Source organism: Streptomyces sp. NPDC107546 (genome assembly GCF_055639175.1).
The window spans coordinates 118719-137964 of record NZ_JBVKBA010000009.1; the positions used below are offsets into that span (position 1 = coordinate 118719).

At 71.1% G+C, this 19246-nt stretch carries 14 protein-coding genes and 2 pseudogenes; 8 read left to right on the plus strand and 8 right to left on the minus strand.

Annotation, left to right across the window (positions count from 1 at the left end; translation table 11 throughout):
* Positions 1 to 3 precede the first annotated feature (3 nt).
* Positions 4 to 2034 (plus strand): PQQ-dependent sugar dehydrogenase, encoded by a 2031-nt coding sequence (locus ACZ7L1_RS15670; RefSeq protein ID WP_471437581.1) that lies wholly within the window; start codon positions 4 to 6, stop codon positions 2032 to 2034.
* 44 nt (positions 2035 to 2078) lie between these two features.
* Here the strand turns inward: ACZ7L1_RS15670 and ACZ7L1_RS15675 are convergent, their stop codons facing one another.
* On the minus strand, positions 2079 to 3905 hold the full coding sequence (locus tag ACZ7L1_RS15675) for an AMP-dependent synthetase/ligase (RefSeq protein WP_471437583.1): 1827 nt from the start codon (positions 3903 to 3905) through the stop codon (positions 2079 to 2081).
* A 563-nt stretch (positions 3906 to 4468) separates the two neighbouring features.
* Positions 4469 to 5332 carry a LysR substrate-binding domain-containing protein gene (locus tag ACZ7L1_RS15680; protein ID WP_471437585.1) on the minus strand — a complete coding sequence of 288 codons (864 nt, stop codon included), beginning with the start codon at positions 5330 to 5332 and terminating at the stop codon, positions 4469 to 4471.
* Between the two features lie 183 nt (positions 5333 to 5515).
* On the opposite strand from ACZ7L1_RS15680, the gene ACZ7L1_RS15685 reads away from it, so the two are divergent.
* The gene (locus tag ACZ7L1_RS15685; protein ID WP_471437587.1) at positions 5516 to 6517 is read left to right on the plus strand and encodes a bile acid:sodium symporter family protein; all 1002 of its coding nucleotides are present in this window, start codon (positions 5516 to 5518) and stop codon (positions 6515 to 6517) included.
* A 106-nt stretch (positions 6518 to 6623) separates the two neighbouring features.
* Here the strand turns inward: ACZ7L1_RS15685 and ACZ7L1_RS15690 are convergent.
* Positions 6624 to 7115 (minus strand): annotated as a pseudogene (locus tag ACZ7L1_RS15690) (quinone oxidoreductase family protein); the annotation flags it as partial.
* On the opposite strand from ACZ7L1_RS15690, the pseudogene ACZ7L1_RS15695 reads away from it, so the two are divergent.
* Both ACZ7L1_RS15695 and ACZ7L1_RS15700 read left to right on the plus strand, forming a co-directional pair.
* Positions 7107 to 7493 (plus strand): annotated as a pseudogene (locus ACZ7L1_RS15695) (MarR family winged helix-turn-helix transcriptional regulator); the annotation flags it as partial. The pseudogenes ACZ7L1_RS15690 and ACZ7L1_RS15695 sit on opposite strands and share 9 nt — an antisense overlap.
* Positions 7480 to 8007, plus strand: coding sequence for an isochorismatase family protein (locus tag ACZ7L1_RS15700; protein ID WP_471437589.1), 528 nt, complete (start codon positions 7480 to 7482; stop codon positions 8005 to 8007). The pseudogene ACZ7L1_RS15695 and the gene ACZ7L1_RS15700, both read left to right, overlap by 14 nt.
* A gap of 405 nt (positions 8008 to 8412) precedes the next feature.
* Here ACZ7L1_RS15700 and fdhD read toward each other — a convergent pair whose 3' ends face one another.
* The 5 genes from fdhD to ACZ7L1_RS15725 are packed head-to-tail and all read right to left on the minus strand — an operon-like array spanning position 8413 to position 14842.
* Complete coding sequence (gene fdhD, locus ACZ7L1_RS15705) at positions 8413 to 9261, minus strand: formate dehydrogenase accessory sulfurtransferase FdhD (protein WP_471437591.1); 849 nt, start codon at positions 9259 to 9261, stop codon at positions 8413 to 8415.
* A 7-nt stretch (positions 9262 to 9268) separates the two neighbouring features.
* Complete coding sequence (locus ACZ7L1_RS15710) at positions 9269 to 10129, minus strand: 2Fe-2S iron-sulfur cluster-binding protein (RefSeq protein WP_471437593.1); 861 nt, start codon at positions 10127 to 10129, stop codon at positions 9269 to 9271.
* Positions 10126 to 11949, minus strand: a complete 1824-nt coding sequence (locus ACZ7L1_RS15715; RefSeq protein WP_471437775.1) for an NADH-ubiquinone oxidoreductase-F iron-sulfur binding region domain-containing protein — start codon at positions 11947 to 11949, stop codon at positions 10126 to 10128. The genes ACZ7L1_RS15710 and ACZ7L1_RS15715 overlap by 4 nt, the downstream gene beginning before the upstream one ends.
* A gap of 5 nt (positions 11950 to 11954) precedes the next feature.
* Positions 11955 to 13874 carry a molybdopterin oxidoreductase family protein gene (locus ACZ7L1_RS15720; protein WP_471437595.1) on the minus strand — a complete coding sequence of 640 codons (1920 nt, stop codon included), beginning with the start codon at positions 13872 to 13874 and terminating at the stop codon, positions 11955 to 11957.
* A complete protein-coding gene (locus ACZ7L1_RS15725; RefSeq protein ID WP_471437596.1) occupies positions 13871 to 14842 on the minus strand; it encodes a 2-dehydropantoate 2-reductase in 972 nt (323 codons plus the stop codon). Before ACZ7L1_RS15725 ends, ACZ7L1_RS15720 begins: the two co-directional genes overlap by 4 nt.
* A gap of 333 nt (positions 14843 to 15175) precedes the next feature.
* Between ACZ7L1_RS15725 and ACZ7L1_RS15730 the strand changes: the two genes are divergently transcribed.
* The 4 genes from ACZ7L1_RS15730 to ACZ7L1_RS15745 all read left to right on the plus strand — a co-directional run bounded on the left by ACZ7L1_RS15730 (position 15176) and on the right by ACZ7L1_RS15745 (position 19044).
* Positions 15176 to 16312, plus strand: coding sequence for an LUD domain-containing protein (locus ACZ7L1_RS15730; protein ID WP_471437597.1), 1137 nt, complete (start codon positions 15176 to 15178; stop codon positions 16310 to 16312).
* Between the two features lie 199 nt (positions 16313 to 16511).
* Positions 16512 to 17843, plus strand: a complete 1332-nt coding sequence (locus tag ACZ7L1_RS15735) for an OFA family MFS transporter (RefSeq protein WP_471437598.1) — start codon at positions 16512 to 16514, stop codon at positions 17841 to 17843.
* Complete coding sequence (locus ACZ7L1_RS15740; protein ID WP_471437599.1) at positions 17818 to 17946, plus strand: MFS transporter small subunit; 129 nt, start codon at positions 17818 to 17820, stop codon at positions 17944 to 17946. The genes ACZ7L1_RS15735 and ACZ7L1_RS15740 overlap by 26 nt, the downstream gene beginning before the upstream one ends.
* Before the next feature lie 150 nt (positions 17947 to 18096).
* The gene (locus ACZ7L1_RS15745) at positions 18097 to 19044 is read left to right on the plus strand and encodes a beta-ketoacyl-ACP synthase III (protein WP_471437600.1); all 948 of its coding nucleotides are present in this window, start codon (positions 18097 to 18099) and stop codon (positions 19042 to 19044) included.
* Positions 19045 to 19246: the final 202 nt, after the last annotated feature.

Genomic DNA, 19246 nt, shown 5'->3' on the forward strand with positions numbered 1-19246 from the left:
TCCGTGCACATCAGAAGAGTTCTGCCGTACGGCGTCGCGGCGGCCCTGGCGCTGCCGCTCGCCGGTCTCGGCCAGGGCACCGCCCTCGCCGCCACCGACTACCAGGCCGAGGACGCCCGGATCTCGCAGGGCACCGTGGCCACCAACCACACCGGCTACACGGGCAGCGGCTTCGTCGACTACTCCAACGTCAAGGGTTCCTACGTGGAGTTCACGGTGAACGCGCCCTCCGCCGGCACCTCCGCCCTCACGCTCCGCTACGCCAACGGGACCTCCACCGACCGACCGATGGACATCTCCGTCAACGGCACCGTGGTCGCCTCCGGCGTCTCCTTCCCGGCCACCGCCGACTGGAACACCTGGGTCACCAAGACCCTCAACGTGCCGCTGACCGCGGGCACCGACAAGATCCGGGCCACCGCCACCACCGCCAACGGCGGCCCCAACCTCGACCGCGTCAGCCTGGACGCGGCCGCCGACACCCAGGCCCCGACCCGCCCCGGCCGGCCCAGCTGCTCGGACATCGGAGAGGACGCGCTCACCCTGACCTGGGGCGCCTCCACGGACGACGTGGGCGTGACGGCGTACGACATCTACGAGCACGGCAACAAGATCGGTGAGGCGCCCGGGAGCTCGACCTCGAAGGCGCTGACCGGGCTCACGCCGAACACCGACTACAACCTCACGGTGATCGCCCGCGACGCGGCGGGCAACACCTCGCTCGCCAGCCCCGTCGTCGACTGCACGACCAAGCCCAGCTCCGACACCACCCCGCCGAGCAGGCCGGGCCCGCTCTCCGCGAGCAACGTCGGCACCAACAGCGTCGATCTCAAGTGGGGCGCCTCGACCGACGACAAGGCGGTCGCCGCCTACGACGTGCGCAGCGACACCACCGTCTACGACACGGTCACCAGCGGCACCTCGACCACGCTGACCGGGCTCGCCTGCAACAGCCCGTACAGCCTGAACGTGGTCGCCCGGGACGCGGCGGGCAACGTCTCCGAGCCGAGCAACACGGTCACGTTCACCACCAGGGCCTGCTCGACGGACGGCGGGGTGCCGTCCTCGATAACAACCCTCTCCAGCGGCTGGACCATCCCGTGGGGCACCTACTGGATGCCCGACGGCAAGACCGCGCTGGTCACCGAGCGGGACGACTTCCGGGTCTGGAAGGTCACCAAGGACGGCACGAAGACGCAGGTCGGCACCGTGCCGAACGCGGTGACCACCAACGGCGAGGGCGGACTGCTCGGCGTCGCCGTCGACCCCAAGTGGGACACCGACCACTACGTCTACTTCATGCACACCGCGTCCGAGGGCAACCGCGTGGTCCGCATGACGTACGACGGCACCAGGCTCGGCGACTACAAGATCCTGCTCCAGGGCATCAAGAAGAACCGCTACCACAACGGCGGCCGCCTCGCCTTCGGCCCCGACGGCTATCTGTACGTCTCCACCGGCGAGGCCCAGACGCCCGAGCTGGCGCAGGACAGGAACTCCCTGAACGGCAAGATCCTGCGCATGACGACCGACGGCAAGCCGGCCCCCGGCAACCCGTTCGGCAACTACGTCTACAGTCTCGGTCACCGCAATCCGCAGGGCCTCGCCTTCGACCGCAACGGCCGCCTGTGGGAGGCGGAGTTCGGCAACAGCTCCAAGGACGAGCTGAACCTCATCAAGCCGGGCGCGAACTACGGCTGGCCCACCTGTGAGGGAAGCTGCGACGTCGCCGGGATGACCAACCCCAAGGCCACCTGGAACGTCTCCGAGGCCTCACCGAGCGGCATCGCCATCGTCCGCAACGTGGTCTACATGGCCTCCCTGCGCGGCGAGCGGCTGTGGCGGATCCCGATCAACGGCGACAGTGAGAGCGTGGGCACCCCGAGCGCGTACTACGTCGGCACCTACGGCCGGCTGCGCACGGTCAGCAAGGTGCCCGGCGCCGACCAGTTGTGGCTGTCCACCACGAACTGCGACAACAACGGAGGCGCGGCGGACGGTTCCGACAAGATCTTCCGAGTGACGATCGAGTAGCCGGCCCCGAAGGGAGCGAAGCGGGAGGGGGCGCTGTGCCGGCCTCAGGTCCGGTACAGCGCCTCGACCTCGTTCGCGTACGCGTTCTCGATGGCCTTGCGCTTCAGCTTCAGCGACGGCGTGAGGAGCCCGTGCTCCTCGGTGAACTGGTGGGCGAGGATACGGAACGTACGGATCGACTCGGCCTGCGAGACCAGCGTGTTGGCGGCGACCACCGCGCGCCGCACCTCCGTCTCCAGGTCCGGGTCGCGCACCATCTCGGCCGGGGACAGCTTGGGCTTGCCCTGCATCTGCAGCCAGTGCTCCACGGCCTCGGAGTCGAGTGTGACGAGCGCGGCGACGTAGGGGCGGTCGTTGCCGACGACGATGCACTGCGCGACCAGCGGGTGGTCCCGTACGCGCTCCTCGAGCAGCCCGGGGGAGACGCTCTTGCCGCCGGAGGTCACCAGGATCTCCTTCTTGCGGCCCGTGATCGTGAGATAGCCGTCCTCGTCCAGGGAGCCCAGGTCGCCGGTGGCGAGCCAGCCGTCGTGGAGTGTCTCGTCGGTGGCCTTGGGGTTGTTGAGGTAGCCCTGGAAGACATGGGCGCCGCGCAGCCAGATCTCGCCGTCGTCCGCGATGTGCACGGTGGTGCCGGGGACGGCCTGGCCGACCGTGCCGTAGCGGGTGCGCTCGGGCGGGTTGGCGGTCGCCGCCGCCGTCGACTCCGTCAGCCCGTAGCCCTCGTAGATGTGCACGCCGGCGCCCGCGAAGAACAGGCCGAGCCGGCGGTCCATCGCCGAGCCGCCGGACATCGCGTGCCGTACCCGGCCGCCCATCGCGGCGCGGATCTTGGCGTAGACGACCTTGTCGAAGAACTGGTGCTGCATGCGCAGACCCGCCGACGGGCCGGGGCCGGTGCCCCACGCCTTGGCCTCCATCGCGTCCGCGTACTTCACGGCGACCTCGACCGCCTTCTCGAACGGCCCGGAGCGGCCCTCCTTCTCGGCCTTGCGGCGGGCCGCGTTGAAGACCTTCTCGAAGATGTACGGCACGGCGAGGAAGAACGTCGGTCTGAACGCGGCCAGATCGGGCAGCAGTGCCGCCGCGTTCAGCTGCGGCTGGTGGCCGAACTTGACCCGGCCGCGAATGGCCGCGACCTCGACCATCCGCCCGAAGACGTGCGCCAGCGGCAGGAACAGCAGGGTCGCCGCCTCGTCGCCCCGCTTGGAGTGGAACACCGGCTCCCACCGCTCGATGACCGTGTCGGCCTCGAACATGAAGTTGCCGTGCGAGAGGACACAGCCCTTGGGGCGGCCGGTGGTGCCGGAGGTGTAGATGACGGTCGCCACCGTCTCCGGGGTGACCGCCTGCCGGTGCCGGTGCACCACCTCGTCCTCGATGGTCGCGCCCGCGTCGTACAACTCCTGCACGGCGCCCGCGTCGAGCTGCCACAGCCTGCGCAGCTGCGGCAGCCGGTCGATGACCGTGGCGACCGTCATCGCGTGGTCCTCGTGCTCCACCATCGCGGCCACCACCTCCGCGTCGTGCAGCATCCAGAAGACCTGCTCGGCCGACGAGGTGGGATAGACGGGGACGACCTGCGCGCCGATCGTCCACAGCGCGAAGTCGAAGAGCGTCCACTCGTAGCGCGTACGGGACATGATCGCGACGCGGTCCCCGAAGCGCACGCCCTGGGCCAGCAGCCCCTTGGCGAGCGCCAGCACCTCGTCGCGGAACTCGGCGGCGGTCACATCGCGCCACCGGCCCTGCTCGTCCTTGCGGCCGAGGGCGACACGGAGCGGATCTTCCTGGGCATACTCGAAGACGACATCGGCCAGGCCGCCCACCGGCGGCGCCGACGCCAACGGAGGGTTGGTGAACTCGCGCAATCCCCGCTCCCGGCTCTTGGTTCGCCTGCGGGGTGCTCCAGCCGGTCAGGCTCACTGGTGGCGCTCCGCACAGCGCCGTGAAAGCTACCCCACCCAGGAGCCCGGCGGGAGAGGGTCGAGAACCCCGGAACTGCTCACAAACGCACAGGTCAGCCATGGAAAATGCGAGCACAAAGGGAAGGGACGGACAGAATCCCTTACGGCGGCGTAAGTTCCGGTCCCGTAATCTCCACGGAATCTGTACGGGCCGATTACCGCGCCGCACGACCTACTGACGAGTACGGCGCGGCGGGGCCGGTGCCTTCCGCCGGCCACCGCCCCCGGCGGTCACTCCGGCCCACCACTGTCTTCATCAGCGTCCGCGGCGCCGATCCTGTCACTCGGTCCCGCGGTTGCTGCACCGGCACCAGCACGGCCGCCCCCGCGACCAGCCCCACCATGCCGGCCGTCACGCTGCCGGACCGGGTTCACCGCACTCCGCCATGCCCGCCGCTTGGGCGGCACCACGGCCGGGACGGCCCCGACGGCGCCCAGGCCCGGCGTATCCGCGGCCGGTGCGGTGACTACCGTCGGTGCAGCCGGTCGCCGCCCGCGAGGATCGTGGCCGCCAGCGCCTGGGCCGCGCTGTGGGCGGGGCCCCGGCGCTCTGAGTGGACCAGGACGAAGTCGACCTCACCCAGATCCGGCAGGCCCGCACGCTCGGGGATCCTGACCAGTCCCGGAGGGATGAGGTCCCGGGAGTGGGCCATCACGCCGAGGCCGGCGCGGGCCGCCGCGATCAGGCCGTTGAGACTGCCGCTCGTGCAGGTGATGCGCCAGGGCCGCCCCTGTTCCTCCAGGGCCTGAAGGGCGCGGGCGCGAGTGATGCCCGGCGGCGGGTAGACGATCAGCGGAACCGGGCGGTCTGGGTCCAGGCGCAGTCGCTCCGCGCCGATCCACACCAGCTTGTCGTGCCGGACCAGTTCGCCGCGTGGGTCCTCGGGGCGTCGCTTGGCCAGCACCAGGTCGAGCCGGCCCGCCGCCAGCCGTTCGTGCAGTGTGCCCGACAGCTCGACCGTCAGCTCCAGATCCACCTCGGGGTGCTCGTACCGGAAGCCCTCGAGGATCTCCGGCAGCCGGGTGAGCACGAAGTCCTCGGAGGCGCCGAACCGCAGTCGACCGCGCGGCCGGGTCCCGGTGAAGAAGGCCGTCGCCTGCTCGTGCACCTCCAGGATCCGCCGTGCGAAGCCGAGCATCGCCTCGCCGTCCTCGGTCAGCTCCACGGAGTGCGTGTCCCGCAGGAAGAGGGGGCGCCCGGTCGCGTCCTCCAGCCGCCGCACGTGCTGGCTCACCGTGGACTGGCGCAACCCCAGCCGCCGGGCGGCCTGCGTGAAGCTCAGCGTCTGGGCCACCGCGAGGAACGTACGGAGGTGGGACGGGTCGTACATGGCGTGAAGGTTATCGCGGAACACGATGGCACTCAGAGCGGTATGACGGATTCCCGATCACCCGCCGGAGGAGGAGCATGGAGAGGGCACGACCGTGCCCCGCACCGGGCACGATCGTGCCCCTGCACCGGACGTACAGCGAAGTAGTGGAGCACTGTGGAACGCCTGCGATGGCCGCGTCGGATGCCCGTCGATCCGTACATCCTCCTGCTGCTGGGGACCGTGGGGCTCGCCGCCCTCCTCCCGGCGCGGGGCACGGCCGCGAGCGTCACCTCCGGTGCCTCCACAGCCGCGATCGCCTTCCTCTTCTTCCTGTACGGGGCCCGGCTCTCCACCCGTGAGGCGCTGGAGGGGCTCCGGCACTGGCGGCTCCACGTCACCGTGCTGGCCTGCACCTTCGTGATCTTCCCGCTGCTGGGTCTGGCGGCCCGGGGCCTGGTGCCGGTGTTCCTGACGCACGATCTCTACACCGGACTGCTCTTCCTCACCCTCGTCCCCTCCACCATCCAGTCGTCGATCGCCTTCACCTCGATCGCCCGCGGCAACGTGCCCGCAGCGATCTGCGCGGGCTCCTTCTCCTCCCTCGCCGGCATCGTCGTCACCCCGCTGCTCGCGGCGGCCCTGCTGGGCGACAGCGGCGGCGGATTCTCGGCGGACTCGCTCGTCAAGATCGTGTTGCAGCTGCTGGTGCCGTTCGTCGCGGGACAGGTCCTGCGGCGCTGGATCGGGGAGTTCGTCACCCGGCACAAGAAGGTGCTCGGGCTCGTCGACCGCGGCTCGATCCTGCTGGTCGTCTACACCGCGTTCAGCGAGGGCATGGTGCGTGGCATCTGGCACCAGGTGAGCCCGCTCCGGCTCGGCGGCCTGCTCGTGGTCGAGGCCGCGCTGCTCGCCGTGATGCTGGCGCTGACCTGGTACGGCGGCCGTGCCCTCGGCTTCGGTCGGGAGGACCGGATCGCGATCCAGTTCGCCGGGTCGAAGAAGTCCCTCGCCTCCGGGCTGCCCATGGCGAGCGTCCTGTTCGGCGCTCAGGCCTCCCTCGCCGTGCTCCCGCTGATGCTGTTCCACCAGATGCAGCTGATGGTCTGCGCGGTGATCGCCAAGCGCCGCGCCCAGGACGCCGCCGGCCCGGAGCCGGCCGCGGCATCACGGACCGCGGTCGGTACGGCGACACGTTCCGGCTGAGGTACGCCCGCGCCGACCGTGGAAAGGCGCTCGGCGCTCGAGACGCGGTGGCCCGTTGACGAGCCGGCCCACATCCGGACCGCCACCGGTCGGCGCCAGTGGCGGCTCAGGGGCGCAGTACCACCTTGCCGAGGTTGCCGCGCGACTCGATGACCGCGTGTGCCTTCGCCGCCTCCTCGAGCGGGAACTCGGCATGCACGACGGGCTTCAGCGCGCCCTCGGCGAACAGCCGCCACAGCTCCTGCCGCCACCGCTCGTACAGTTCCGGCTTCCCGCGGGCGATCCGCGCCATCTGGAAGCCGATCACGGACTTGGCGCCCACCAGCAGGTCGTACGCCTGAACGGTGCCGCCGCCCGAGCTGTACGCGACGAGCCGGCCGCCCGCGGCGAGCGCGGCGACGGCCGGTCCGAGCAGGTCGCCGCCCACCGCGTCGAGGGCGTAGTCGACGGGCTCGCCCCACTCGGGAGCGTCGTAGGCGACCACCTCGTCGGCGCCGAGCGCGCGCACGAACTCCGCCTTGCCGGAGCCGGACACGGCGCCCACGACGCGGGACGCCCCGCGCACCCGGGCCAACTGCACGGCGAGATGGCCGACGCCCTCGCCGCGGAGGGCATGAAGATGTGGCACCACGTGGTGCTCTCCGCCGTCCGTGACCTCGCCCCGGTCGCCCAGGCCGACCTCGGCCGCGGCATCGCGCTCGACCCGAAGGATCTGGTGGGCATCCTCAACGACCTGCAGGCCGCGGGTCTCGTCCTGCGCGAGCCCGACCCCAGGGACCGCCGCAAGAACGCGGTGTCGCTCACCGAGGAGGGCGGCCGACTGCTGAAGCGCTGCGAGAAGGCGGCCCGCGAGGCGAACGACACACTGCTCGCCCCGCTCTCCGCGGCCGAACGCGAGCGGTTCATGGATCTGTTGATCCGTATTTCCGGTACGGACGGAGGACGACGGCTAACGTTCCGTCATGACCGCAGCTGACACACTCGATCCGGCGCGCACCGCCCTCGTGCTCGTCGACCTGATGGACCGCATCGTCGCCCTGCCTCTGGAGCCACGCAAGGGCACGGACGTCCTCGCCACGGCCGAGGGGCTGGCGGACGCCTTCCGCTCGGCCGGCGCTCCCGTCGTCCTCATCCGCGTCGAACGCCCCGGCGTCGCCGAACAGCCGCCCGGCAGCGGCCTGGTCGCCGGCCTGCTCCGGGACGGTGACCTCGAGGTGGTGAAGCGGACGATCGGCGGCTTCCAGGGCACGGGCCTCGACGAGCGCCTGCGCGAACGCGGCATCACCACCCTGGTGTTCGGCGGCGTCGCCACCAACCTCGGCGTGGAGTCCACCGCCCGTGCCGCCGCCGACCTCGGGTACGACCTCGTCTTCGTCGAGGACGCCATGGCCGCCCTCACCGCCGCAGAGCACCAGGCGTCGGTCGGGCTGGACTTCCCGCGCCTAGGATCGGTCGTGGCCGCCTCGCAGGTGCGGCTCACGACCGGTTGACACGGCAGAGCCGGTGCCACAGGGCCTCAGACCAGCAGCCCGCCGCCGTCCACGACCACCACCTCGGCCCCCTCGCGGGCGGCCCCTTCAGCGACCGCCAGGCCGATGCCCGACGTACCGCCGACGACCACGATCCGCTGTCCTCGCAGGCCCGTGTCCGATGCCCCTTTCCGATGTGTCCGACGGGGTTTCAGCCTGCGCCCGGCGGCACCTCGCCGTCCAAGACCTCTTCCGTCCGTGGCGATACCCGGAGGGCACCGCCACCGGAACGGCGCAAAGCGCGACCGGAGATCTCGACCTGCGCGGGGCCTGCTGCTTCGGGCGCGAGGGCACAGCAGGACCCCGGCGGCGCAGGGGGCGCTCCCCGCCGGCCGGGGTCCCCGCCGCCGTGTCGCGGGGAGGCGGTCAGCCCTGGGCGGCCGTGGCCCGCAGGGCGATGCGGTCCTCGCCCGCGTACACGTTCATGGAGCTGCCCCGCAGGAAGCCCACCAGGGTCAGCCCGGACTCCGCGGCCAGGTCCACGGCCAGCGAGGAGGGCGCCGACACGGCGGCGAGGACCGGGATGCCCGCCATCACGGCCTTCTGCGCCAGCTCGAAGGAGGCCCGGCCCGACACCAGCAGGATCGCGCGGGACAGCGGCAGGTCCCCGTTCTGCAGGGCGCGGCCGACCAGTTTGTCCACCGCGTTGTGCCGGCCCACGTCCTCCCGTACGTCGAGCAGCTCGCCGTCCTCGGCGAACAGGGCCGCCGCGTGCAGGCCCCCGGTCCGGTCGAAGACCCGCTGGGCCGCGCGCAGCCGGTCCGGGAGGCTCGCCAGCAGTTCCGGCTCGACCCGCACCGGCGGCTTGTCCGCGATCGGCCAGCGCGCCGTCGTACGGACCGCGTCCAGGCTGGCCTTGCCGCACAGGCCGCAGGAGGAGGTGGTGTAGACGTTGCGCTCCAGCGTGATGTCCGGGATCGCGACACCGGGCGCGGTCTTCACGTCCACCACGTTGTAGGTGTTGGAGCCGTCCACGGTGGCGCCCGCGCAGTAGACGATGTTCTGCAGGTCACGGTGGTCGCCCAGCACGCCCTCGCTGACCAGGAACCCGGCGGCGAGCGCGAAGTCGTCGCCGGGTGTGCGCATGGTGATCGCCAGCGGCTTGCCGTTGAGCCGGATCTCCAGCGGCTCCTCGGCGACCAGCGTGTCCGGCCGGGTGGAGACCACCCCGTCCCGGATGCGGATCACCTTGCGTCGTTCCGTGACTCGTCCCATGTCCTGATCAGCCCCGGTTCTGTACGTGCTGGTAGCCGAAACGGCCCTTGATGCAGAGATTGCCGTGGGTCACCGGGTTGTCGTGCGGGGAGGTGACCTTCACGATCTCATTGTCCTGCACGTGCAGCGTGAGGTTGCAGCCCACACCGCAGTAGGCGCACACCGTGGTGGTCCGCGTCTGCGCCGACTCGTCCCACGTACCCGCCGCGCGCATGTCGAACTCGGACCTGAACGACAGCGCGCCCGTCGGGCACACCTCGATGCAGTTGCCGCAGTACACGCACGCCGAGTCGGTCAGCGGCGCGTCGTGCTCCACGGCGATCCGGGCGTCGAAGCCGCGCCCGGCGACGGAGATCGCGAAGGTGTTCTGCCACTGCTCGCCGCACGCGTCCACGCACTTATAACAGAGGACGCACTTGCCGTAGTCGCGCACGTACAGGTCGTTGTCGATCCTCGGCTGCTCGTCGACGCGGGCCGCGTCCGGGCCGAAACGGTCCGGCTTCGCCTCGTACTCCTTGATCCACTCGGCGGCCCCCGGCGTGGTGGACAGGTCCACCGAGGACGCGAGCAGTTCGAGCACGACCTTCCGGCTGTGCCGGGTGCGCTCGGTGCCGGTCCGCACCTCCATGCCCGGCTCGGCCTTCCGCGAGCAGGCCGGGACGAGGGTCCTCGACCCCTCCACCTCGACCACGCAGACGCGGCAGGCGTTCTTCGGGGTGAGCGTGTCGCCCTGGCAGAGGGTCGGGACGTCCCTCCCGGCGGCACGGCACGCGTCCAGGATCGTCGAGCCCTCGGGCACCCGGGCCCGCTGCCCGTCGAGAGTGAACTCGACGAGCCTGCGCGGCACCCCCAGCGGTATCGCGGTCATGCGTACGCCGCCAGACGGTCGATGGCGGATTCCACGGCGTTCCACGCGGTCTGCCCGAGACCGCAGATCGAGGCGTCCCGCATCGCGCGGCCCACCTCCCGGAGCAGGGCGATGTCGTCGGCGGCGTCGGCGCCCGTACGCTCCACGATCCGCTGGAGCGCCTCCTGCTGGCGCACGGTCCCCACCCGGCACGGCACGCACTGCCCGCACGACTCGTCGCGGAAGAACTGCGCGATGCGCAGCAGCAGCCGCGGAAGGGGGACCGTGTCGTCGAAGGCCATGACGACGCCCGAGCCGAGCGTCGTGCCCGCCTGCCGGGTGCCTTCGAAGGTGAGCGGGATCTCCAGCTCGTCGGGCCGTACGAAACCGCCGGCCGCACCGCCCAGCAGCACCGCGCGCAACCGCTCCCGCGCACCCGCGAGCGTCAGCAGTTCGCCGAGCGTGGCGCCGAACGGAAGCTCGTAGACCCCCGGCCGCTCCACGCTGCCCGACACGCAGAACAGCTTCGGCCCTGTGGAGATCTCCGTGCCGATCGCGGCGTACGCGGAGGCGCCCATCGTGAGGATGGGCAGCACATTGACCAGGGTCTCTACGTTGTTCTCCACCGTCGGTCTGCCGAACAGACCCTTCTCCACGGGGAAGGGCGGCTTCGAGCGCGGCTCGCCCCGGTATCCCTCTATGGAGTTGAACAGGGCCGTCTCCTCCCCGCAGATGTAGGCGCCCGCCCCCCGCCTGATCTCGATGTCGAAGGCGTATCCCTGGCCCAGGACGTCGTCACCGAGCAGGCCCCGCGCGCGTGCCTGCGCCAGGGCGTGCTCCAGGCGGCGCAGTGCGCGCGGGTACTCGCCGCGCAGATACAGATAGCCCCGGTGCGCTCCGATCGCGTACCCCGCGATCGTCATCGCCTCGACGAGCGCGTACGGGTCGCCCTCCATGAGCACGCGGTCCTTGAAGGTGCCCGGCTCGGATTCGTCGGCGTTGCACACGAGATAGTGCGGGTGCTCGGGCCGGGACGCGGTGGTCTGCCACTTGCGGCCGGTGGGGAAGGCCGCTCCGCCACGCCCGAGCAGACCGGAGTCGGTGACCTCGCGGATCACCCCGGCGGGGCCGAGTGCGAAGGCCCGGCGCAGGGCCGTGTAGCCGCCGTGGGCCCGGTAGTCGTCCAGGGAGGACGGATCGACGACGCCGACCCGGCGCAGGAGCAACAACGACGGGTCTCCGGCCTGGGGCACCGCCATCGCCGCCTGCGGCTCCTTGGGTGCCGAGTCGGGCGCGGTGGCGGCGAGGACGGCCGCCTCCACCGTCCCCGGCGCCGACACCGCCGTTCGCACCGGGTCGCCCGCCTTGATCGCGAGCGCCGCCGGGGCGCGTTCGCACAGGCCCAGGCACGGGCTGCGCTCGACGCTCACCCCGCTGCCGGGGCCGAGCCGCGCCTCGACACCGGCGCACAACCCGGCCGCCCCGGCGGCCGTGCAGGCCAGGTCCGTGCAGACGTGCAGCACGGTCACCGGGCGGGGCCTGACCGAGAACATCGCGTAGAACGTGGCCACCCCGTACGCCTGTGCCGGCGGCACGGTCAGCCGCCGGCACAGGTAGTCGAGGCCGCCCTCGCTGATCCAGCCGACCCGGTCGTTGAGCGCGTGCAGCCCCGGCAACAGCAGGTCGCGGCGGTCCCGGGCCGCGCGGCCGCCGCGGGCCCACCTCAGGTCGGCGTCCGTACGGTCGGCGCCATCCCACGAGGACTCCGGCGGGCCCAACAGGGCGTCGACGGCCGCCCGTTCCTCGTCCGTCGGCTTGCTGTCACCGAAGTGCAGGTCCACTTGCGTCACCTCACGATGGTCGCGACGGGCAGCTTCTCGATCCGGATCGCCGACGCCTTGAACTCCGCCGTGCCGGCGATCGGGCAGTTCGCCTCGATCGTCAGCTGGTTGGTGTCCACCTCGTCGGGGAAGTGCATGGTCATGAAGGCGAGCCCGGGCCTGAGGCCGGTGTCGATCCACACCGGCGCGACCACGGACCCGCGCCGCGAGGTCACCCGCACCTCCTCACCGACGACGACCCCGTAGCGCTCGGCGTCCTCCGGGCACAGCTCGACGTACTCGCCGCGCCGGAGCGGGGAGGCATAACCACCGCTCTGCACCCCGGTGTTGTACGAGTCGAGCCGACGCCCGGTGGTCAGCCGGATCGGGTACTGCTCGTCGGTGAGGTCGACGGGCGGGTCGTGCCGGACGATCCCGAACGGCGCGGGCGTGCCACGCCTTTCCGGGTCCCTCTCCCACAACCGGCCGTGCAGGTAGGTGGGTTCCAGCCGGTCCGTGCTGGGACACGGCCACTGGATGCCCTGGTGCTCCTCCAGGCGCGCGTACGTCATCCCGTAGTGGTCCGGCGACACCGACCGCAGCTCGTTCCACACGGCCTGCGCGTCGGCGTACTTCCACTCGTGGCCGAGGCGTGCCGCCAGGTCGCACAGGATGTCGATGTCCTCGCGCGCCTCACCGGGCGGGGTGACCGCCCGGCGTACCCGCTGCACCCGGCGCTCGCTGTTGGTCGTCGTGCCCTCGGTCTCCGCCCAGCCGGCCGTCGCGGGCAGCACCACGTCCGCCAGCTGGGCCGTCTTCGTCAGGAAGATGTCCTGCACGACGAGGAAGTCCAGTTGTTGCAGCCGCCACACGGCCTGTTCGCTGTCCGCCTCCGACTGCGCCGGGTTCTCCCCGATGCAGTAGACCGCCCGGAGCGAGCCCTCCTCCATCGCCTCGAACATCTCCGTCAGGTTCAACCCGTAGTGCGGCTGGATGACGGTGTCCCAGGCGGACTCGAACCGGTGGCGCGCCTCGGGGTCGAGGATGTCCTGGAAGCCGGGCAGACGGTTCGGGATCGCCCCCATGTCACCGCCGCCCTGCACGTTGTTCTGGCCGCGCAGGGGCTGCAGCCCGGAGCCGTGGCGGCCCACATGACCGGTGAGCAGGGCCAGGTTGATCAGGGCGCGGACGTTGTCGGTGCCGTTGTGGTGCTCGGTGATGCCGAGGGTCCAGCACAGCTGGGCGCGCTCGGCGCGGGCGTAGGCGTGGGCCAGCTCCCGGATGGCGCGGGCCGGTACGCCCGTCACCTTCTCGGCGAGCGACAGCGTCCACGGCTCGACCAGCGCCTTGTACTCCTCCAAGCCGGTGGTGGCCCGCTCGACGAACGCCTCGTTGACCAGGCCGGCGTGGATGATCTCGCGGCCGATCGCGTGCGCCATCGGGATGTCGGTGCCGACGTTCAGGCCGAGCCAGCTCTCCGCCCACTCGGCGGTGGACGTGCGGCGCGGGTCGACGGCGTACATCCGCGCGCCGTTCCTGATGCCCTTCAGCACGTGCTGGAAGAAGATCGGGTGCGCGAAGCGGGCGTTGGAGCCCCACATCACGATGACGTCGGTGTGCTCGACCTCCTCGTACGACGATGTCCCGCCGCCCGAGCCGAACGCGGCCGACAGGCCCGCGACGCTCGGGGCGTGGCAGGTGCGGTTGCAGGAGTCGACGTTGTTGGTGCCCATCACCACCCGGGCGAACTTCTGCGCCACGTAGTTCATCTCGTTGGTCGCGCGGGCGCAGGAGAACATGCCGAACGCGCCGCGGTTGCGGGTCAGGCCCCGCGCGGTGCGGTCCAGCGCCTCCTCCCACGTCGCCGGGCGGAAGGGCTCGTCGCGGGAGTCACGGACGAGCGGGTGGGTGAGCCGGGTGTAGGTCTTCGGTTCGCGTTTCCTCATGCGGCGCTCCTCAGCGCGAGCAGGTCCGAGATGGCGTGCACGGTCCGCAGGGTGGGCACTTCGACGCCGGTGATCTCCGCCAGCTCGACGACGGCTGCGAGGAGTACGTCGAGTTCGAGCGGTTTGCCGCGTTCCAGGTCCTGGAGCGTGGAGGTGCGGTGGTCGCCGACGCGCTCGGCGCCCGCGAGGCGCCGTTCGATGGAGACGCCGACCGTGCAGCCGAGGGCCTCGGCGACCGTGAGCGTCTCCCGCATCATGATCTCGATGACCCTGCGGGTGCCGCCGTGCAGGCACATCTGGCGCATGGTGGCGCGGGCCAGCGCGCTGATCGGGTTGAAGGAGATGTTGCCGAGCAGCTTGACCCAGATGTCACTTCGCAGGTCCGGCTCGACCGGGCACTTCAGGCCGCCCGCCCGCATCGCCTCACCGAAGGCCAGACAGCGCCCGGAGATGCTGCGGTCCGGCTCGCCGACGGAGAACCGGGTGCCTTCCAGGTGCCGTACGACACCGGGGCCTTCGAGTTCGGTCGCCGCGTACACCACACAGCCGATGGCCCGTTCCGGCGCGAGCACCGCACTGACCGCGCCGTGGGGGTCCACGCTCTCCAGGCGACGGCCGTCGTAGGGGCCGCCGTGGCGGTGGAAGTACCACCACGGGATGCCGTTCTGGGCGGCCACGACCGCCGTCGTGCCGTGCAGGAGAGGCTCGATCAGCGGCCCGCACGCCGCGTACGAGTGGGCCTTCAGACCCAGGAACACATAGTCGACCGGGCCGATCACGGCCGGGTCGTCGGTGGCGTGGGCGTGCGCGGTGAAGTCACCGCGCGGGCTGCGCACCCGCACTCCGTGCCGCCTCATGGCCGCCAGATGCGGTCCACGGGCGATGAGGTGCACATCGGCGCCCGCACGGTGCAGCGCGGCGCCGACGTAGGCGCCGATCGCACCGGCGCCGAGAACTGCGACTTTCACAGGAACACTCCGTTCGGTCGAGGGAGTACCGCGGAGGTGGCAGGAACTGCCGATGAGGGTCGATACAGGATGTCGACGAAATATTGTCTACAGTATGGAAGTTGGGGCGGCAAGAGTCCGTGCAGCACCGGAGACCGTCGGCCCGTTGGGACGGTCCGGGTTGCGCACCCCCCGGATGTGCGTGATCCGGTCGTCGTCGGCGACTTTGTGCCCCCTCCGGTACGGCAAATCAGAGTGGCGGAACGTGAGGTCGGCGGCTCGCCTCACATTCGGTGGGGCTGCGTTGTCGGACTGGTGAGGACGAGACACCATCCACAGGACAGGAAGCTCAGCATGAACGACTTCCAGGAGATCGCCGACCGCGTGGAGATCGAGGCGCTGCGCGCCGAGTTCACAGACGCGGCGATGATGCGCGACCGCGCCCGCCTCGCCGCACTGTTCACCCCCGACGGCGTTCTGCGCATGCCCAACGTCCCGGTCGAGCTCATCGGCCGGGAGGAGATCCGGACCGGAGGTGAACGCCTGCAGAGCCAGTGGGACTTCTTCGTGCAGAACAGCCATCCAGGCACCATCCGGATCGACGGTGACACCGCCACCGGTCGCACCTACGTGCAAGAGATCGCGCGCCTGCTCGACGGCCGATCGGGCCTGAACTTCGCCATCTACCACGACACCTACCGGCGTACGCCGGAGGGATGGAAGTTCACCGAGCGGGTCTACGAGGTCAGGTACCTCGACAGCACCCCGCTGGGGGGTTCGGCGCCCGGCCCCGACGCTCAGGCGCTCGACTCCGGTAAGGCCGGGGACGCCGGTCGGGCACCGCGGGCCGGCGAGACGGGAGCGTCGGCCACGGGGGTGGCCGACGACTTCGCCGCACCGGCGTCCGGCGAACGGCTCGACCGGGCGATCGCGGCGCTGCGGGCGAACGGCTTCACCGCCGAACTGCTCGACGACGCCGCGGCGGCCCGCGCCCGCATCAAGGATCTGATCCCGCAGGGCGCGGGCGTGTTCACCGGGGCCAGCGAGACGCTTCGGATCTCCGGCATCGCGGAGGACATCGAGGCGGGCGACCGCTACCAGGCCATCCGGCCGCGCGTGCTGAAGATGGACCGCGCCACCGAGTCCGACCAGATCCGCCGGCTGGTGGCCGCCCCCGACGTCTTCGTCGCCAGCGTCGCGGCCGTCACCGAGACCGGCTCGCTCGTCATCGCCTCGGGCAGCGGCAGCCAGCTGCCCGCCTGTGCCGGCGGCGCCGCGAGGGTGATCTGGGTCGTCGGGGCGCAGAAGGTGGTGCCCGACCTGAGCACCGCACTGCGCCGGGTCGAGGAGCACGCCCTCCCACTGGAGACCGCGCGCGCCCAGGCGGTCTACGGGCAGCCGAGCGCGGTCAACCGTCTGCTGGTCCTCAACGCCGAGCCGCATCCCGGGCGTGGCACCGTCCTGCTACTGCGCGAGGCCATCGGATTCTGACATCCCGCGCGGTGAGGACGTGAGAACATCGCGGGGGCGGACCGCGAGCCGTATCGGGCTCGCCGTCCGCCCCCGCGCCCTGCCTTGTGCAGGGTCACACCGGGCGGCACGACCGTTCGGCGCACCCTGGATACCGTTCACCGCATACGGTCGACCCGCGGGTTCTCAACTCCCGTCCTCCTTCCTACTGTTCGGGATCATGAGCCCTCCTGTCGCACCCCCGGGATGGAGCCGCTGGCTGGTGCCGCCCGCAGCTCTCTCCGTCCACCTGTCCATCGGCCAGGCCTATGCCTGGAGCGTGTTCAAGCCGCCGCTCGAATCCGCCCTGCACCTCAGCGGCACCCAGAGCGCGTTGCCCTTCCAGCTCGCCATCGTGATGCTCGGACTGTCGGCCGCGTTCGGCGGCACGCTCGTCGAACGCAACGGCCCGCGCTGGGCCATGACCGTCGCCCTGGTCTGCTTCTCGACCGGCTTCCTGATCTCCGCGCTGGGCGCGCAGACACAGCAGTACTGGCTGATCGTCCTCGGCTACGGGTTCGTCGGGGGCATCGGCCTCGGCATCGGCTACATCTCACCCGTCTCCACCCTGATCAAGTGGTTCCCGGACCGGCCCGGCATGGCCACCGGCATCGCCATCATGGGCTTCGGCGGCGGCGCGCTCATCGCCTCCCCCTGGTCGGCGCAGATGCTCCATTCCTTCGGCTCCGACCACTCCGGGATCGCGCTCGCCTTCCTGGTGCACGGGCTGTCGTACGCCGTCTTCATGTCGCTCGGGGTCCTGCTGGTACGGGTGCCGCGCAGCGAGGACCTCGCAGGCACGGCCGCCGGGCCGAGCGCCTTCGAAGGGGTGCAGGTCTCCGCCCGGAGCGCCGTGCGCACCCCGCAGTTCTGGTGCCTGTGGATCGTGCTCTGCATGAACGTGACGGCCGGCATCGGCATCCTCGAGAAGGCCGCCCCGATGATCGCGGACTTCTTCGCGGACACCTCCACCCCGGTGTCGGCCTCCGCCGCGGCCGGCTTCGTCGCCCTGCTGTCGGCGGCCAACATGGCGGGCCGGATCGGCTGGTCGTCGGCCTCCGACCTGATCGGGCGCAAGAACGTCTACCGCGTCTACCTGGGCGCCGGTGCGATCATGTACCTGCTCATCGCGTCGTTCGGCGACTCCTCCAAGCCGCTGTTCATTCTCTGTGCGCTGGTGATCCTCTCCTTCTACGGCGGCGGCTTCGCGACCATCCCCGCCTATCTGAAGGACCTGTTCGGCGCGTACCAGGTCGGTGCGATCCACGGCCGGCTGCTCACCGCCTGGTCGACCGCCGGGGTCCTCGGGCCGCTGATCGTCAACTGGATCGCCGACCACCAGAAGGAAGCCGGAAAGCACGGGTCGTCCCTCTACGGCCTGTCCTTCGTGATCATGATCGGGCTGCTCGTCATCGGCTTCGCCGCCAACGAGCTGGTCCGGCCCGTCCACCCCCGTCACCACGTCCCCGCACCGAAGGAGGCCGCCGATGGCCGCCGAGAGCAGCCCGCCTGACCGGCGCGCCCTGATCGCCCTCGCCTGGGTGTGGGTGGGGGCGCCGCTGGGCTACGGCCTGTACGAGCTGGTCCTGAAGGCCAAGCAGCTCTTCACCGGGTGACAGTTCGGGCACATGCCGGGGCGCCCGAAGAACTGCGGGAAGCCGACAAGCCGGGCGCCCCATTCCTGTCGTTTCACCTGCCGTCCTACCCGTGAGTCACTGATCAGACTGGTGGATCCCGACACCTACGGCAACGAGGGGGAACCACCCATGAACGGCTCACGCATCACCGCCGTCGGCCACTACCAGCCCGCCAAGGTGCTCACCAACGAGGACCTGGCGGGCATGGTCGACACCAGCGACGAGTGGATCAGGACCCGGGTGGGCATCCGTACGCGCCACATCGCCGGAGCCGGCGAGCCCGTCGACGAGCTCGCCGCGCACGCCGCCGCCAAGGCGCTGGCGGCGGCCGGCCTGGCGCCCGGTGACATCGACCTCGTCCTGGTCGCCACCTGCACCACCGTCGACCGCTCCCCGAACACGGCGGCCCGCGTCGCGGCCCGGCTCGGCATGGCGCAGCCCGCCGCGATGGACGTCAACGTCGTCTGCGCCGGCTTCACCCACGCGCTCGCCACCGCCGACCACGCCGTGCGCGCGGGCGCGGCGAGCAGGGCACTGGTCATCGGCGCCGAGAAGATGTCCGATGTCACGGACTGGACGGACCGTACGACATGCGTGCTGGTCGGGGACGGTGCGGGGGCCGCCGTCGTCGAGGCGTGCCCCGCCGGTGAGGAGCCAGGGATCGGGCCCGTGCTGTGGGGCTCGGTGCCCGAGATGGGGCACGCGGTCCGAATCGAGGGCACACCTGCGAGGTTCGCGCAGGAAGGGCAGAGCGTGTACCGGTGGGCGACGACCCAGCTGCCGCCCATTGCGCGCCGGGTGTGCGAGCGGGCCGGGATCCCGCCCGAGGAGCTCGCCGCGGTCGTGCTGCACCAGGCCAACCTGCGCATCATCGAACCGCTCGCGGAGAAGTTGGGAGCCGTGAACGCGGTCGTCGCGCGCGACGTCACCGAGTCCGGGAACACCTCGGCGGCGAGCATCCCCCTCGCCCTGTCGAAGCTCGTGGAGCGCGGGGAGATCTCGAGCGGTGAACCCGTGCTGCTGTTCGGGTTCGGCGGGAACCTCTCGTACGCGGGACAGGTGATTCGCTGCCCGTGAGCGGCCGTGCGGGGGCATCGCCCGGGGGTGGGCGTCCGCGAGCGGTCGTTCGTGGGTCGTCGTCCATGAGCGGTCGTTCGGGGATCGTCGCTCGTGGTCGTCGTCCGTGAGCGGTCGTTCGGGGATCGTCGCTCGTGGTCGTCGTCCGTGAGCGGTCGTTCGGGGATCGTCGCTCGTGGTCGTCGTCCGTGAGCGGTCGTTC